We start from the raw sequence: 16874 nt of genomic DNA, 5'->3' as shown, positions 1-16874 counted from the left end.
CCGACGGCGTCCCCGCCGTCCCAGCACGACCGTCCCCGGACCGATCGCCCGTCGCGATCGCAGCGCGGTACGAACGGCCGTTCAGAACCACCCGGAACTGCCCGAACACCGATTCTGCGTGAATTCGATGTACCGGTCGTCGCTCTCCGGTTCGGTTCTGACTTCGACGTAGAGGTCGTCGGACTCGTCGCCGTCCGGACAGCCCGGATAGTACTGATACGTCGCCCTCGTCGCGGGCAAGTCCTGGAGATCGGCCCTGACGACGTATCTCTCGTTCTCGAGCGTATCTGGCTCGCGGTGTTCATACGCGGCGTCGCCGTCCGGCGGCGCCTCGAGTTCGTATCGCTCTCGCAACTCGACCGCCTCGGAGTACCTGTCGGCGTCCGCGCGGAGCAGTTCGACGGTCATCGCGTGCGGTTCCGAATCGAAGTTCAACGCGATCAGCGAAAGGCGGGACGAGTCGGAGAGGAGGCCGGTACAGCCGGAGATTGCGGTGACGCCCGCACCGCAACCGAGAGCGAGGGCGTCTCTTCGTGAGACCATCGTTCGAACGTGACGGAGAGACACAAGTAATCACTGATGGAACGAGCGGGGATGCGAGTCGGCAACGGTCCCGGGACCGACGGCCGTCAGTACCGCCGTTCGAATATCGTTCCGGACTCGCCGACGACCAGTTGCGGCGACCGGGCGGTGGCGAGCGCGACCGACCGCAGTTCGTTCCCCGGCCGGAGGTCGGCGAGTTCGGCCCAGCCGTCGAAGCCGCGCTCGTAGAGCACTCCCGCAGACGAGACCGCCAGCGCGGTGTCGCGGTCCCGTGCGAGCGCCGCGATCGGCTGCTCGCCCAGCGTCGTTCGCGACCAGTCGACGCCGTTGTAGGTGGAGACGACGCCGTTGCCGCCGGCGACCGAGACGCGACCGCTGTCCGTCGCCGCGACCGTCGCGAAGTCGACTCCCGCGCCCTCGAGCCCGATGCGGCTCCACGAGACGCCGCCGTCTCGAGACTCGAAGACGCCGCCGTCGGTGTCGACCACGTAGCCGTACGCCAGCGGCGTGAGGTCGATGTCGGTCACGCTCGAGCCGGACCCGGGTTTGATCACGTCGCTCCAGTCGACGGTCGCGCCGTCGCGCCGGCCCCGGAGGAGTTCGCCGGAGCTGTTGATGGCCGTGAGCCGCTCGTCGCCGGCCAATCCGGCGGCGGCGACCGCCGTCCACGAGGTCGTCTTCTCCTTCGGTGCGGAGAAGTCCACGGCGCGGTCGGCGACGACGTCGTAGTAGCCGAGCGCGCCGCTGTCGCCGGCGACCCACATGGCTCGTCCGTTGCTCGTGACCGCCGCGGAGCGCAAGCCGTCGCCCGCCCCGCCGAGGCCGCGCTCGAGGCGGACGGTCCAGTCGCCGCCGTCGCGGGCGAGGACGATCCCGTCTTCACCGACGGCGTAGGCCCCGTCGGCGGTCGTCACGACGGCTTCCAGCGCGGCGTCGGTGGGCGGGTCGGCGGCGACCCACTCGCTGTCGGTGTCGGCACAGCCCGCGATCGACAGCGATCCGGCCGCCGCCCCGACCGCTGCGAGGACGGCGCGCCGGGACCGGTGACGCCCGGTCACCGATCGCCCTCGCTCGACCGGTCGTCGGCGTCGGCCGCTCGAGTCGTCGCCGTCACCTCGCCGGGCTGGGTCGCGCCGCGGGCGTCGTACGACCGGTGGAACTCGCCCGGCGGCGTGAACGCGCCCGGCGCGGAGGTCCGCTTGAGGATGGCCGAGATGCGGACGACGTACGCGAACAGCACCGCGAGGGGGCTGAACGCGACCGCGAGCGCGAGGCTCACGAGCACGAGCAGCCACCCCTCGAAGGCGACCGGGGGGTAGCCGCTGGCGTAGATCATGATGACCAGCGACGAGAGCAGGATCGCGGCGGTGCCGCTGTAGGTAATCAGCCGCGACAGCCGCGCGAGTTCGCGCTGGAGGTAGATCGTCGTGAAGTACTGCCGCGTCGCGTCCGCGGTGACGAACAGCTCGCGGAGTTCCTCGAGCAGCGACGCGGCCCGGCCCGACAGTTCCTCGTCGAACCGGTGACCGAGCCGCTGCGCCTCGTTTGCGGCACCGGCGTAGTCGTGGTCGATCGTCGGTAGCACGACGGCGAAGACCGACTCGGTCTCGCCGGTGAGCTGCGCGGAGAGGTCTCGGGTGTGCTCGCGCGTTCGCGACGCGAAGCGACAGATCGACTCGAGGGCCGAGATCGGCGTGTCGTCGGCGTCGCTGACGCGGCTGCGCTCGCCGCCGTCGGTCGGCCGATGGTCGTCCCCGCACTCGGTCGCGAGTTCGTCGGCGCGGCTGCCGAGCGTCCCGGCGAGGCGGGCGAGAAACGGGGCGGGATCGGTGGGACTGACACCGTCGCCCTCCGTCTGTGTCTCGACGCGACTGCGGAACGCCTGGACGCCGTCGATCCGCTCGGTGAGCCGATCGGGCGTGCCGAACAGCCGCGAGATGATCAGCTGGTTGACCGCGACGACGATCGGGATGAACGAGAACAGCCCCGCGATCATCGTACTGAACATCGTCGTGACGAACCGGCTCTCCCGGACGCCGATGACGTCGCTAACCCCGAGGACGAGCGCGACGGCGAAGACGCCGGCGACGAACCAGCCGACGATCACCCGCCGATCGCCCTCGAGCAGGAGCCACCGGCGGCCCCGCCGTCGCGACGGCGTGTCGGTGACGTACCGCGAGCCGATCCGGACGCCGGTCCAGAGGAGCCGCCCGCCGACCACCAGCGCGGCGGCCGTCAGTCGGAGCGCGTAGCCGACGAGGGAGACGCCGAGCGAGGACTCGTCCCCGCCGTCGCGGTCGTCGCGAGTATCGTGGTCGTCGCGGTCATGGCCGTCGCTGTCGTAGTCGTCTCGGTCGTCGCGGTCGGAGTCGCCGTCATCGCTCGAGCGGCCGGTTCCGCGGACCGCCTCGGAATCGGCGGTGTTGCCCGCCGCGGGTGGCGGAGACGAATCGGGTGCGCGTTCGGAATCTGGGTGTGACGGATCGTCAGTCATGGGTCGGAGATGCGGCGGTATCGGGACGGTTCAGAGGCCGTCGGAGACGACCTCGAGGAGTCGAATCGCGACCAGTAGCAAGGCCGTCAGCAGGACGACTCGCCGGAGGATGGCTCCTCGGGTCGTCCGGATGCGCGAGCGGTCCGAGGGGTGGAAGCCGACGGTCCAGAGGGTCGCGATCGCGCCGACGTTGATCGCGATGACGTTGACCGCGACGACGACGAGCGAGCCGAGGACGGCCGCGGGCTCGGTCCAGGCGACGCCGACACCGACGACGCCGATCGGCGGCATGATCGCGGCCGCGATCATCACTCCGATGAGGTCCGTGATCCCGGTCGTCGCCATCCCGAGCCCCGCGGCGATGCCCGAACAGACCGCGACGGTCACGAGCAGCGACGGCGGCAGGCCGTGGCTGCCGAGCCCCAGACTCGCCTGCAGGTCGACCGCGGCCGTGATGACCGCGGAGGTCCGCGCGAACGCCGCGAACGCGAGGGCGCTCGCCATCGCGACGCCGATGCCGACGAGCTGGAGCTTGACCCCGCGGACGAACAACTGGCGCTCGTCGAGCACCGTCGCGGCGCTCGAGGCCATCGCCGGCCCGAGCAGGGGTGCGATCACCATCGCGCCGACCAGGACCGCAAGCGAGTTCAGCAGGACGCCGGTGGTGGCGACGACGCCGCTGATCGCCGTCATCGCGGCGAAGATGACGAGCGAGGGCAACTGCGATTGGGCCTTCGATCGCAGTTCGCTCCGCGAGATGCGTTCGAACGAGAGCCACTCGCGTCGCTTCGCGGGCGGCGACTCGTCCCAGCCGCTCCCGACGATCGCCATCGGTTCTTCGACGACGATGGAGACGTCGTCGCCGACCGTCGCCAGATCGTCCTCCAACGGCTCGATCGCGTGGGCGGGCGCGGGGACGGTGATCGTCCGGCTCTCGCCGTCGGTGTGGTCGGTGAGACTGTACTCGAGGTCGTGGTGCTCGACGATCGCCGTGACCTCGTCTGTACTCGACTGCGAGGTGGTAAGCACGGTCAGGAGTCGCATATTCGTCGTTCCCGTGGCGAGGGTGGACCGGCGATACCCGTCGCGGTCGATCACAGTAGCGTGAGTGCATCGGTATCTGGGGTCGGATCGTCGGGGAACGTTCGCGCGAACAGCGAGCAGACGGTGTCACGGATCGTCTCGAGTCGATCGGCACGCGTCCCGTGACACGACCCGCCACAGCGGCCGATCGGCCCGTCGGGGCCCTCGACGTACGTTAGCCGACCGCTGCAGTCCGGACATCGCGGTTCGGCGTGGGCGCTCATCCAGTCCACGTCGAACCCGTCGCGGGCGAGCCGTTCGGCCAGCGCGTACCAGACGATGACATCGCGCCCTTGGCGACCCGTGGCCGCCCGCTTGAGTCGGGCGAGCGAGAGCGCGGCGCGACAGTAGAGTTCGTTGTCCGCGTCGGCGTGCCGGCGGTGACACCGCCGGAAGTGGGTCGCGAGCGCACGCCTCGAGGAGCGCCGTTCCCCTGTCGTGAGCGGGGCGTCGAGGGACGCGTTCGGCGAGAGGTCGTCGGACTGGGGAACGCGTTCCGGACGGCCGCGTTCGTCGTAGTGGACCTCTCGCGAGAGAGATGCACCGCTGGTCGGGCAGAATGCGTGTTCACCGATCATGTGTTTGCGGTCGATCGGACCGTCAGAGCGGTCCGACCGGGGTATCCCGGCTAGCGGTGCCAGTGCCATAAACAGACACAATACTGAGAGTGTTTAGAATAAAGATACGGACCCATAGGACACGCTAGACGCCTATTTCAGTTATTTTGTGTACTAATATTATGTATCTAGACAGCTTATCAGTGGGTGGTTCGAACGGCGGATGCGTCATGTCACGTGGTGATCTCACAGCGATCGACCCGACCGGCCGTGCGCCGTGGTACTGGTACGTCCTGATCGGCTATCCCGCCCTGAGCCTCCTCGGAATCGTCTCGCTCGCTCGCCTCACCGGCGGCGGCTCGGTGGTGGCCTCGAGTCTGGGGAGCGTCGCCCTCCTGATCGTCGTCACCGCGACGGGCGCCGTGACGCTGCCCGCGATCTGGCGCGACGTCGAATACGTCGCGAGCGAGACCGATTCGTGGGCCCCCGACCGCAAGATCTACGTCGGAGCGGCGGTCGCCGCGCCCCTTCTCCTCGGCGTGCTCTCCGGGCTGGCGGCCGGGTTCGGAATCGCGATCGCGATCGCGATCGTCGCGTTTCTGCTCTCGACCGTGGCGGTCTGTATCGCCTACCTCTACAACCGTCACCGAGCGATCGGCCTGTTGAACCGCTGAAACAGCCCCGGGAGTGGGCTCGCGAACGAATCGACACCGACACGTCGCACATCCGATTTATATCTTCTAGGTTTCGTCCATTTTTATAGGGCACAATCCATTGGTGATTGGTGTTGGAAAGCCCGGACGACGCGCCTCGGCGCGGATGACCTCCTGGCTCGACGGCACAGCCGCTGCTGTCCGATCGCAGCCTCGATCGAACGCCCTCGCTTCTGGCGGGCCGCCTCGCTTTCATCCACCATGCTCTCAGCGTTACATCCGATCATCGACGCGTCAGACCTCGCGCTCGCACAGGGACGACCGCTCGCCTCACTGGCACTGACGGTGATCGAGCACGGACGGCGTCCCCCGTTCGTCGGGCGGTTGACCGGCCCCGGAATGGTCGCCCCGAACGACGGCGGACTCGACCTCGCTGCACGGCTCGTCGGGCTGCTCGGCGCGTTCCTGCTGGCTCTCGTCGACGGCACGATCATCGCGTTCAAGATGGGCTGGGAGACGTGGTGGGCGCTCGTGTTCGGCTTCACGCTCTCCGGCGCGATCCAGGAGTTCCTCTCCGAGGACCGGATCACTGACTACCTCGGCGACGACAGCTGGCGAGCCGTCGCCTACGGCTCGTTCTTCGGCGCGTCGTCCTCGAGTTGCTCGTTCTCGGCGGTCTCGATGACCCGATCGCTGTTCACGAAGGGCGCGTCGGCCGCGGCCAGTCTGGGGGCGTTCCAGTTCGCGAGTACGGATCTCGTACTGGAACTCGCCTTGGTCGTTCTGCTCCTGCTGGGCTGGCAGTTCGCCCTCGCTGAGATCGTCGGCGGCCTCGTCGCGATCGTCGTCCTCGCGATCGTCTACCGTCGGTTCGTCCCCGAGGCGTGGATCGAACGCGCACGAGAGCACGCCCGGGCACTCGAGGAGACCGAGTGTGCTACCTGTGGCATGCGTGCGGATCCGGCCGACGAGGACACGATCGTACGGGAGGTCGATGGCGAACGGCGGTACTTCTGCTGTGAGGGCTGTCGGGGCGCGTACGATCCGGCGACTGACCGGGAGGCGGTCACTGCCGGCCCCGAACTCTTCTCGGGCGACCGCTGGCGGGCGGCGGCCGCGAACACGATCCGCGAGTGGGACATGCTCTGGCGGGACATCCTGCTGGGCTTTCTCATCGCCGGCCTGCTGGCCGCGCTGGTGCCGAACGCTTGGTGGACAGCCGTCTTCGGTGTCGGTGCCGAGGGCAGCGCCGTTCGGCTCGTCTCGAACGTCGTTCTGGGTGCCGTCGTCGGCGTCGTCACCTTCCTCTGTTCGGTCGGGAACATCCCCTTCGGGGTCGTTCTCTGGCAGAACGGCGTCTCCTTCGGCGGCGTCCTCGCGTTCATCTTCGCGGACCTGCTGATCCTCCCGCTGGTTCAGGCCTATCGCCGCTACTACGGGATCCGGATGGCTGCCGTGATCTTCGTCGCGTTCTTCCTCGCAGCAGTGACTGCCGGTCTCGCAGTCCACCTGCTGTTCGGCGGCCTCGGGCTCATCCCGCCAGTGAGCGCAGCCGGCGGCACCGTCCCCGGGACGTACACGGCCGTCCTCAACGTCGTCACCATCCCGGTCCTCGCGGTGCAGGTCTACGTCGTCCTCGAGCCAGATCGGCGCGTCCGTATCGGTAACCGACTCGCACCCCACGTCGCCGGCGTCATCTACTACGCCTACAAGACCCTCGAGCGGATCGCCTACGCGCTCGAGGATCGCGGGCTGAAGTGACGCTGACCGTTCTGCGACCGATCCCGCCGCGTCGACGCCGCCGCAGCCGTCGCTGACCGTCGCCGCGAGACGGCCGCGACCCCATTCCCCTGTTCCAGTACCCATGACTCAACACTCGATAGACCCCGTCGAACGGAGCGATCCGGTCCGACTCGTCTGCCTCGCGACCCTCGTGTCGACCCACGGGCTGATTCGCCTGGCCGAACGCTACCTCCCCGAGTTCGTGTCCGCGCTCGGCTACGGGCCGATCGTCGTCGGCTCGCTGGTGACCCTCGGCCTCGGGATCGCCGTCGCCGCGACCGAGTACTCGAGCGGACCGATCGGCGGCGATTCGACGCCGCTCGAGGCGAGGGCGGTCGCGGTGCTGTCGGCGCTGCTCGCCGCGGTCGGCCTGCTGGCGTGGGCGGGGTCGCCGGCGCTCGATACGCTGTTGGGAACGCCGCTCTCGGCGCTCGGCTGGCTCGCGATCGGCGTCGCGCTCCTGCAGGCGTGGCACGTTCGGGGGCCTGCACGCGGTTTCTGGCCGGTCGACACCCGGGTGACGAGTTCGCCGTCGACGGCAGCCGACGAAGACCGCGACTGCTCCCCGACTCGAGCCGTCGGCTCTGATCGGCGAACGCCGGTCGTCCTCGGGGCGCTCGGCGTCGTCGCCGCAGCGACGTTCGCGACGACGGCCGTCGCGAGCGCCGATACCGTCCGGACCGGCTTCGCGCTCGTCGCAGCGACCGGCGCTGCGGTCGCCATCGTCGGCGCGATCGCGCTCGGCACCCTCGGCGACCGATCGCCGCTCTCCGGCGGCGGAGCGGCGAGCGATGACCGAGAGGGCGGCGCGACGACCGAGTCCGACCCGTCGATCACGGTCGTTCGAAGCGCCGTCTCGCGGTTGCCCGACCGCCGCCGGTGGGCCGTTATCGGCGACGCGGTCGTCCGGGTCGCGATCGCCGGCATTTCGCCGTTTCTGATCCTGCTGGTCGTCGACTACCGGCCGATCGCCCTCTCGGTCGGCGGCCTCTCGCTCGCGCCGGCCGCCGTCTTCGGGCTGTTCGTCCTCGTCGAAGCCGCCGGCGCGACCCTCGGCGCGGTCGCGTTCCCCGCGCTCGCTTCGCGCGTCGATCGCCGAGCGCTCCTCGCCGTCGGCCTCGCGGCGCTCTCGCTGCTCCCGATGGCGCTCGTTGCGGCACCGGCCAACGCCGCTGTCGTCGCCGCCCTCTTCGGCCTGCTCGGCTGTCGCACCGCCATCGAGCCGCTCCGGCCGACCGTCGGCTCGAGCGGGCGAGCGAGCCCGGTTCCCGGCCCGCGGCTCCCCGGCGAAATCCGGACGGCGGTCCGGGTCGCCGTTGTTCCCGCGCCGCTGCTCGGCGGACTCCTGTACGCGATCGATCCCGTCGTGGCCTTCACCGTCGCGACGACGGTCGGTCTGCTCGGCGTGCGCGAACTGGGACGCGCGTTCACCTCCGATCGACGATGACGCCGTCTATGCCGAGACGAACGCTCGAGGGGACGAACGACTCGCTGGCGGGACTCTCGAACGTCGGTCATCGACGGCTCGCTCGGTGGCACCTCGGATTCGCGCTGGCGATGGGGCTGTGGGGCGGACTCGACGCCCTGTTACTCCGAACGGCGCTCGTCACGCCGACGCTCGACCGCTGGACGGCAGAGACCTACAACGCCTTCTTCACGACCCACGGACTGACGATGCTGTTCCTGTTCGCGCTGCCGGCGATCTGGGGGTTCGCGTACGCCGCCGTCCCCCCGCTGATCGAGGCCGACGGGACTGCGTTCCCGCTGCTCGGCGCTTGGGCGTTCTGGCTGCAGGTCCCGGCGGCGCTGGCGATTCGATCGGGCACTATCGGCGGGATTCTCGGGATCGCGGGGCTCGAGCCGGTCGCGAGCGGGTGGACGCTGTATCCGCCGCTGAGTCTTCTCTCGTCGAACCCCGCGGTCGACGCCGTCCTCGTCGGGCTCGCGCTCGTCGCCGTCGGGACCGCGGCGACGGCGGCGAACCTCGTCGTCACGGTCCTGCGGCGGCGCGAGATCCGGTGGCTCGACGTCGACACGTTCACGTGGACGGTGTTGACGGCCGCCGCGATGGCGCTGGTCGCGTTCCCGGTGCTGGCCGCGACGGTCGCCCTGCTGCTTGCCGATCGGTCGCTGGGGACCGGGTTCCTCGTCGGCGGTGGCGGGCCGCTGGGCTGGCAACGCCTGTTCTGGTTCTTCGCCCACCCGCTGGTGTACGTGCTGGTCCTGCCGCCGATGGGGATCGCGAGCCACGTCCTCCCGCGGTTCGCCGGGCGGCGACTGTTCGGCCGCCGGTCGTCGGTCTACTCGACGCTCGCGATCGGCGTCGTCTCGTTTACCGTCTGGGGCCACCACCTGTTCGTGACCGGGATGAGCCCGTCGATTCGGACGGTCTTCATGCTCACCACGCTGGCGGTGGCCGTCCCGAGTTCCGCGAAGCTCTGTACGTGGCTCGTCACCCTGTGGGGCGGCTCGATCCGGGACACCGCGCCCATGCTCGCGGTGCTTTCCGCCGTCGGCTTCTTCGTCGTCGGCGGCGTCACCGGCGTCTTCCTCGCCGCCGTCCCGATCAACGTCCGCTACACCGGCACCTACTACGTCGTCGCGCACTTCCACCTGCTACTTGCCGGGTTCGTCGGGCTCGCGCTCGTCGCCGGCGCGTACTACTGGTTCCCCCTGCTCACCGACTGTCGGCTCGAGCCGGGGCTGGCCCGCCTGCACGGCTGGCTCACGATTGTCGGGGTCGCCGTGACCTTCGGCGCGCTCTTGCTCGTCGGGCTCGCACAGCTCCCCCGACGCGTCGCGACCTATCCGGCGGCCTACGCGCCGCTGCAGCAACTCGCGACCGTCGGAGCGTACGTCATCGCCGCCGGTCAACTTGTGTTTCTCGCGAATCTCGGTCGATCGCTGTGGGTCGGCGAACCGGCCTCCGACGATCCATGGGACCTCGAGAGCGGCCCCACTCACACGCGCGAATGGCGGTCGAGTCCCCGCGATCGCGACTGAACGACCGACGTGCGATCGCGGGGACTCGCCGCCCGTGCGGTTTGCGGTCCGGCGGCCGGCGCTCACGGTCGTCTCGACCGCTACCCGTTCTGCCGAACCGATAGCAGCCCGTCCACAGACGTATCGACACCAGACTGTTCAGTCGCATCGCCGGCCGACGACCGCAGTTGCGCGCTGTCCGCCCACCTTCCCGCCAGTCCAGAGTCTATCCATGTCAACCACTGTCAGCACCGACGTCGCACTGATGCTCCTGCAACTGATCGCCCTGACGATCCCGCCGGTCGTCGTCCTGATCCGGCTGTTGAACCGCTCGGAGAACCTCGAGTGGCAGTTTCGAAAGCTGAGCTTCGGCCTCGTGGTCTCGAGCGTGGCGCTGCTGATCGCGGGCGCGGTCGCCGTGTTGACGTACTTCGTCGCGAGCGTCCAGTTGGCCGCGACCGTCGTCGCCGGGCTGTTGCTCGTCATTCTCGGGCTCGTCCCCCTCGGTGCCTTCCTCGCCGTGCTCTACCGCGAGCACCGGAAGGAATACGGCCCCTAACTTCGCTACGCTCGGATTCGGCCGACCGCGGGTTCGATCCCCGCGCGTAGCTTCGGCGGCCCTACCGCCGATATCGAATCGATGTCCAATCACACCCCCACGAACACCGACGACAGTGACGAATCGAATACCGACGACAGTGACGAATCGAATACCGACGACCGGACCCAACGGTCGACGACCGACGACGCGGATCCGCGTCCGCTGACGAACCTGACAGGCTTCAAGCGCGATCAACTGTTCGTCATCCGAATGCTCGCCGACCGGAACCCCCACGGCCTCGTCATCAAGGACAAGCTCGACTGCTACTACGACGAGGAGATCACGCAGGGGCGGCTCTACCAGAACTTGGCCGAACTCATCGAAGAGGGCTACGTCGAGAAGCATCCCCTCGACGGTCGAACCTACGCCTACCGGCCGAGTACGCGCGCCAACGAGCGTCTCGAGGAGCACTACGAGTGGGAACGTCGCTGTCTCTTTCGCGACCTCCCGTGAGCGCGACCCGTCCGTGGTGGCACCCGGCGGCGGTCACGGACAGCGGTCCGTCGGAGCCGCGATCGAGCCGCTTGGGCAGCCGAACCGGCCGCTTCGACGCCGACGGAGTCGAGCGACCGGTCCGATGGCGACTGACGGGCCGATCGGCCGATCCGACCGATCGGCCACGTTGTGGCACGTAATCGACCGACAATGACACCAGATACAGATTTCTCCAGCGACGAACGCAGTCGAACAGACCCCGATCTCGACGCCCCGTGGACGTACGCGACGACCGCCGCGCGTCGGCTCTCGCTTCCCGACGAGATCGAGCAGCGACTCCTGCACCCGCACCACTGCCAGCGGATCACGGTCCAGTTCGAACGCGACGACGGCACGCTCGGCGTCTGTGACGGCTACCGCGTGCGCCACGACCGCGCTCGCGGCCCCTTCGTCGGGCCACACCGGTACACCTCCGAACTGCGCGGCGACGACTGTGCCGGACTCGCGGCCGCGACGACCGTCAGCGCCGCGCTCGCGGGCGTCCCCTTCGGCGGCGCGGCGGGCGGCGTCGCGGTCGATCCGGCGACGCTCTCGCGGGACGAACGCGTCCGACTCACTCGAGCCTACGTGGCCCGCGTCACCGGCGTCGGACCCGACAGCGACGTCTTCGTCCCGAACGTCGGGACCGACGAGCGAACGATGGCGCGGTTCGCCGACGCCGTCGCCGACCGCGTCGACGGCCCGCACAACGCGACGGTCGCCGGCAAGCCGCCGGCCATCGGCGGCTTTCAAGAGATCTCCCGGGCGAGCGGGCAGAGCGTCGCCCGCGTGACCCGTGACGTCCTCGAGGCCGACCACGACCGGCCGCTGTCCGACGCGACGATCGCCGTCTACGGCACCGGCCCCCTCGGCGCGACGGCCGCTCGCCTGCTCGAGTTCCGCGGCGGGACCGTCGTCGCGATGTGTAGCGATCGAGCGGGGCTGACCGCTCCCGACGACGAGACCGGCCTCGACACGGACCTCGCCCCCAGCTATCTCCAGCGACCGGGGACGCTCGCCGAGTACGACGACGGAACGATGACCGGGACACAAAACGTCCTCGAGCGGGACGTCGACGTGCTGGTCCTCGCGGAGCCCGCGACGGCGGTGACCGCGGAGAACGCCGACGCGATTCACGCGGATCTCGTCGTCGAGGGCGCGACGGGGAGCGTGACACCCGGCGGCCAGCGCGCCCTCGAGGATCGCGGCATCGCCGTCGTCCCCGACGTGCTGGCGACGGCCGGGACGATGATCGCGGCCCACCTCGAGTGGGTCGAGAGCGTCGGCCGCGACCGCTCGAGCGAGGCCCGTGTGACAAACGAGTTCGACTACGCGCTCGCGGACGCGGTCGACGACGTGCGAGAGCGCCGCGAGCGGTGTGATCTGAGCTGGCGGGAAGCGGCCTACAGCGTCGGCGTCTCGCGGGTCGCGGCGGCTCACGAGGTGGTGCGGTGATCGACCGCCTCGACGAGTCGCTGACGGATGCGCTCGACTGGCTCCAGCGCGTCGGCCCGGCGACGGACGGGCGCGACGACGGAGGGGACGAGAGCGGTGACGACGCGGCGGACCGGCGAGCCGACGGAGGTGATCTCGACGCCGAAATGCAACCCGACTCGAGCGCCACCGACCGGAGCCGTGACGACCGGGATGACGGCGATCGAAGCGGCTGGGAGGCCGTCGAATCGCCGACGTCGCGGACCCTCCACGGCGTCGTCCACGGGCAGGACGGTCCGTACGCCTGCGGCGAAGGCGGCCTCCTGCTCCACCGGGCTCCCGACGGGTGGCGGATCCTCTTGGAGCGCGGGCCGGGCGTCTCGGAGAACACCCTCCGGTCCATCGCGACGACCGACGACGGCTGTCGGCTCTGGTTCGCCGGCGACAGCGGTGCGCTCGGCTACTACGACGTGGCCGACGGCCACCTCAGCGACTACTCGGCGCCGATGGAGAAGACGAGCACGTGGGAGGCCATCGCCGTCACCGGGAAGACCGGCGAGGAGCGAGTCCGGGTCGCCAACGGGTCCGGAGAGGTGCTCGACTGCGCCGTCGAAGACGGCTGTCCGGTCTGGGGCGAGGTGGTCAAACCCGGCGGCGGGTCGACGATTCCCGGCCTGACCGCGGGGCCGGACGGGTTCTACGCCGTCGACACCAGCGGCGGCGCCTACTCCGAACCCGCGGACGGCGACTCGGACGATTCCGACCCCTCGAGCGAGGCTGCGGACGATACTACGGCCGCCGAGGACACGACGGATTCCGGATCCAGAGATGACCAGCCGGCGGACACCGAACCCACCGACAGCGACCCCGAGGAGTGGGACCGGATCGGCGTCCGGAACGCACAGGTCGACTTCCAGGACGTCTGGGCCGGCACGGACTCCGTGTTCATCGCCGGTGCCGACGGCATCGCCTACCGGTACGATCCCCACTGTGAGAACTGGACGCCGCTGCACGTCGGACAGGGCGCGCTGCAGGCGATCCGATCGGTCGGGACGGACGCGGTCGCGGTCGCCACCGGCGGCCGGATCTACGAACGCGACAAGAGCGTCCGCTGGACCCGACTCGAGGCCCCCACCGAACAGTCGCTTCGCGGACTCGCGCTCGCCCGCTCGAGCGACGATGTCGACGACGGGCTGGCGACGGTTTCCGTCGACGTCGCCGTCGGTGCCGGCGGTGCCATCCTCGAGCGCGATCGGCGCGCTCGCTCGAGCGACCGTGACGGGAGCTCGTAACCCGCGACCGCGAGTATCACGGCGACTATCGCCTTCGGTGCCGTTTCCGGATCGCCCGCTGACCGCCCCGCCACGTCCCAATGGTTCTCGATAATTCACTTCCGTGCAGTGATCGTATCGATTTCGACGCGTTCCCGGTCGCGGACGCGTTCGTCCTCTCGCTGTCCGCCCTGCTGTGGCTCGTCCTCTTCGAGGGGTGGCTCCCCGGACTGGGACCGGCCCCTGCCGGCCTCGAGGCCCCGATGCGTGCGCCCGGCGTTCCCGAGGCGCTGGCGACGGCGAACGGCCTCACCGGTCTCGTCGCGTACCTGCTCATGTGGGGAACGATGATGCTGGCGATGATGCTCCCGTCGCTCGTGCCGGTCGTCCGCCGCCACCGTGACGAACTGTGTGACTCACCGTCCGTCTTCCTGCCCTCGATCGCCGCGTTCCTCGGCGCGTACGGCCTCGTCTGGACGCTGGTCGGCGCAGTCCCGCTGGCGGTCGAGTATCTGCTCTCGATCCGCGGCCTGCTGACCGCGTCGGTGCTGGGTGTCGACGCCAGCGTCGTCGGTATCGGTGGCTCGCTCGCGTTCGCCGGCGGCTACCAGTTCACGTCGCTGAAACGCGACCTCCTCGCGCGGTGTGGCTGCCGCCAGTCGGCCCCACACCGCCCCGAACTCGCTCGGATGGCCCGCGACGGCGTCCGATACGCCGTCAACTGCATCGGTTGTACGTGGCCGCTGTTCGCGCTCATGGTCGTTCTGGGAACGATGAACCCCCTCGTGATGGTCGGCCTGACGCTCGTCGTCTCGCTCGAGCGACTGGCCCCCGACGGTGACGACGTCGCCGTCGCGCTGGGCGTCGTGTTGCTCGGTGCCGCTGCGTTCACGCTCCTATTCGGCGTTCCGGCTCTCTGAACCGGGTCCAACGCCGGCGCTCCCACGACTGACCGCCGCGTTCCCGCCTATCTCGCGTCTTCGAGGTCCTCGAGCGCCTCGGGGTTCTCGATACTGCTCATGTCGCCCAGCTCCTCGCCGGTGTAGGCCGCCTGAATGGCTCGCCGAATGATCTTGCCGGACTGGGTCTTGGGGAACTCGTCGACGAACAGCACCTCGCGCGGGCGGAACGGTTTTCCTAACTCCTCGCCGACCTGCGCGCGGAGTTCCGCCCGGAGGTCGTCGGACTCCGCGACATCGTCCTCGAGGACGACGTAGGCGACGACGGCGGTGCCGGTGGTGTCGTCGGACGCGCCGATGGCGGCGGCCTGATTGACGACTTCGTGGTCGATGAGTGCCCCTTCGACCTCGGCCGGACCGACTTTCCGGCCGGCCACGTTCAGGGTGTCGTCGGCCCGGCCGTGGAGGAACCAGAAGCCGTCATCGTCCTTCTGGGCCCAGTCGCCGTGGTCCCACAGCAGCGGGTCCTCGAAGGTCGACCAGTACTCGTTCAGGTACCGTTCGTCGCCCGACCACAGCGACTTGGTCATCGACGGACAGGAGTCCCGCGCGACGAGGTAGCCGCGTTCGTTGTTCTCTGTGACCGAATCGCCCTCCCGGTCGACGATATCGATGTCCATCCCGAGACCGGGACCACCGAGCGTGCAGGGCTTGAGCGGCTCGGTCGGCATCGGCATCAGGAAGCAGCCACAGATCTCGGTCCCGCCGGAGATGTTGATGATCGGGCACTCGCCGTCGCCGACGTGCTCGTGGAACCAGTGCCACGATTCGGGATCCCACGGCTCGCCCGTCGACCCTAAAATCCGGAGCGAGGAGAGGTCGTGGCCCTCGAGCCACTCGTCCCCGTGCTTGCGCAGCGCCCGGATCGCCGTCGGTGAGATACCGAACTGCGTCAGCTCGTGGCGGTCGATCATCTCCCAGAAGCGGTCCGGCTCGGGGTAGTCCGGCGCGCCCTCGTACATGAAGACGGTGCCGCCGAACGTATGCGTTCCAATGAGGCTCCACGGCCCCATCATCCAGCCGATATCGGAGACCCAGAAGAACCGATCCGCTGGCTTGAGATCCATCCCGAAGTAGACCTCCTTGGGACACTGGACCTGCACGCCCGCGTGGGTGTGGACGATCCCCTTCGGCTTCCCCGTCGTCCCCGAGGAGTAGAGCAGCATCGACTCCTGACTCGAGTCGAGGGACTTCGTCTCGTACTCGTCGTCCCGACCCCCGATGGCGTCGGCCCACCACTCGTCTCGGTCGTCGGTCCACGGGATTTCGTGTTCGCTGCCCCTGTTGCTCGAGCCGAGCCGATCGAAGACGATCGTCCGCTCGACGTGACCCGCCTCCTCGATGGCCTCGTCGGCCGCGGACTTGAGGAAGACCGGATCGCCGCGGCGGTAGAAACCGTCGCCGGTAAAGAGCACGGAACACTCCGAGTCCGCGATCCGGGTCGCAGCCGCGTCGACCCCGAACCCGGAGAAGATCGGGACCGCGATCGCGCCGACCTTGAAACAGCCGTAGAGGATCGAGACGACCTCCGGGACCATCGGCATGTAGAGACCGACGGTGTCGCCCGTGCCGACGCCCCGCTCTGCGAGCGCGTTCGCGACCTGATTCGACTGCCGGTGGAGTTCGTGGTAGGTGACCTCGCGAACCTCGCCGTCCTCGCCCTCCCAGATGGTCGCGACCGTGTTCCGGCGCTCCTCGTCGACCGCGGCGTGGCGGTCCACGACGTTGTGGGCGATGTTCAGTTCGCCGCCCGGGTACCAGTCGGTGAACTGCGGTCCCTCGCCGTCGTCTCGAATTTCGTCGTACGCTTCGTAGAACTCGATCCCGAGGTAGTCGACCAATTCGTCCCAGAACCAGTCGACGCCGCTTTCGGGTTCGCCCTCCAGTTCGGTCGTCGTCCGCTCGATCAGTTCCTCGTAGTCGTCGATTCCGTACGCCTGCATGAACTCGAAGACGTTCGTCGACTCGACGAATTCCCGGCTCGGCTCGTGGGCGATTTCGTCGATGTCCTCGAGGCTGGGACTGGTGTTTTTCGACATTG

Annotated in this window: 15 protein-coding genes; 9 read left to right on the top strand and 6 right to left on the bottom strand. The window is 69.1% G+C overall.

Annotation, left to right across the window (positions count from 1 at the left end):
- Positions 1 to 81: 81 nt before the first annotated feature.
- The 5 genes from FEJ81_RS14360 to FEJ81_RS14340 form a co-directional block, all read right to left on the bottom strand.
- Positions 82 to 543 carry a hypothetical protein gene (locus tag FEJ81_RS14360; protein ID WP_138245929.1) on the bottom strand — a complete coding sequence of 154 codons (462 nt, stop codon included), beginning with the start codon at positions 541 to 543 and terminating at the stop codon, positions 82 to 84.
- Positions 544 to 629: 86 nt separating this feature from the next.
- The gene (locus FEJ81_RS14355; RefSeq protein WP_138245928.1) at positions 630 to 1601 is read right to left on the bottom strand and encodes a WD40/YVTN/BNR-like repeat-containing protein; all 972 of its coding nucleotides are present in this window, start codon (positions 1599 to 1601) and stop codon (positions 630 to 632) included.
- Positions 1598 to 3037 (bottom strand): hypothetical protein, encoded by a 1440-nt coding sequence (locus tag FEJ81_RS14350; protein ID WP_229504722.1) that lies wholly within the window; start codon positions 3035 to 3037, stop codon positions 1598 to 1600. Before FEJ81_RS14350 ends, FEJ81_RS14355 begins: the two co-directional genes overlap by 4 nt.
- A 30-nt stretch (positions 3038 to 3067) precedes the next feature.
- Positions 3068 to 4081 (bottom strand): TIGR00341 family protein, encoded by a 1014-nt coding sequence (locus FEJ81_RS14345; protein WP_138245927.1) that lies wholly within the window; start codon positions 4079 to 4081, stop codon positions 3068 to 3070.
- 50 nt (positions 4082 to 4131) lie between these two features.
- Complete coding sequence (locus FEJ81_RS14340) at positions 4132 to 4698, bottom strand: hypothetical protein (protein WP_138246800.1); 567 nt, start codon at positions 4696 to 4698, stop codon at positions 4132 to 4134.
- A gap of 209 nt (positions 4699 to 4907) precedes the next feature.
- Here FEJ81_RS14340 and FEJ81_RS14335 point away from each other — a divergent pair, with 209 nt between their 5' ends.
- The 9 genes from FEJ81_RS14335 (at position 4908) to FEJ81_RS14295 (ending at position 14794) form a co-directional block, all read left to right on the top strand.
- Positions 4908 to 5351 (top strand): hypothetical protein, encoded by a 444-nt coding sequence (locus tag FEJ81_RS14335; RefSeq protein ID WP_138245926.1) that lies wholly within the window; start codon positions 4908 to 4910, stop codon positions 5349 to 5351.
- Between the two features lie 240 nt (positions 5352 to 5591).
- Positions 5592 to 7091 (top strand): permease, encoded by a 1500-nt coding sequence (locus FEJ81_RS14330; protein WP_138245925.1) that lies wholly within the window; start codon positions 5592 to 5594, stop codon positions 7089 to 7091.
- A 103-nt stretch (positions 7092 to 7194) separates the two neighbouring features.
- Positions 7195 to 8559 (top strand): transporter, encoded by a 1365-nt coding sequence (locus FEJ81_RS14325; RefSeq protein WP_138245924.1) that lies wholly within the window; start codon positions 7195 to 7197, stop codon positions 8557 to 8559.
- A gap of 8 nt (positions 8560 to 8567) precedes the next feature.
- Positions 8568 to 10115, top strand: a complete 1548-nt coding sequence (locus FEJ81_RS14320; protein ID WP_229504720.1) for a cytochrome c oxidase subunit I — start codon at positions 8568 to 8570, stop codon at positions 10113 to 10115.
- A 211-nt stretch (positions 10116 to 10326) separates the two neighbouring features.
- A complete protein-coding gene (locus FEJ81_RS14315; RefSeq protein ID WP_138245922.1) occupies positions 10327 to 10653 on the top strand; it encodes a hypothetical protein in 327 nt (108 codons plus the stop codon).
- Positions 10654 to 10734: 81 nt separating this feature from the next.
- The gene (locus FEJ81_RS14310) at positions 10735 to 11148 is read left to right on the top strand and encodes a helix-turn-helix transcriptional regulator (RefSeq protein WP_138245921.1); all 414 of its coding nucleotides are present in this window, start codon (positions 10735 to 10737) and stop codon (positions 11146 to 11148) included.
- A 192-nt stretch (positions 11149 to 11340) separates the two neighbouring features.
- Complete coding sequence (locus tag FEJ81_RS14305; protein WP_138245920.1) at positions 11341 to 12624, top strand: Glu/Leu/Phe/Val family dehydrogenase; 1284 nt, start codon at positions 11341 to 11343, stop codon at positions 12622 to 12624.
- Entirely contained in the window at positions 12621 to 13895 is a 1275-nt protein-coding gene (locus FEJ81_RS14300; protein WP_138245919.1) for a hypothetical protein, read from the top strand. The genes FEJ81_RS14305 and FEJ81_RS14300 overlap by 4 nt, the downstream gene beginning before the upstream one ends.
- Before the next feature lie 80 nt (positions 13896 to 13975).
- Positions 13976 to 14794 carry a DUF2182 domain-containing protein gene (locus FEJ81_RS14295; RefSeq protein WP_138245918.1) on the top strand — a complete coding sequence of 273 codons (819 nt, stop codon included), beginning with the start codon at positions 13976 to 13978 and terminating at the stop codon, positions 14792 to 14794.
- Positions 14795 to 14841: 47 nt separating this feature from the next.
- On the opposite strand, the gene FEJ81_RS14290 is transcribed toward FEJ81_RS14295, so the two are convergent.
- Positions 14842 to 16872, bottom strand: coding sequence for an AMP-binding protein (locus FEJ81_RS14290; RefSeq protein ID WP_138245917.1), 2031 nt, complete (start codon positions 16870 to 16872; stop codon positions 14842 to 14844).
- Positions 16873 to 16874 lie beyond the last annotated feature (2 nt).

The organism is Natrinema versiforme (genome assembly GCF_005576615.1).
Classification (GTDB): domain Archaea; phylum Halobacteriota; class Halobacteria; order Halobacteriales; family Natrialbaceae; genus Natrinema; species Natrinema versiforme_A.
Note: the sequence above shows the minus strand (reverse complement) of the source record. Positions and strands in the feature narration are given on the sequence as shown.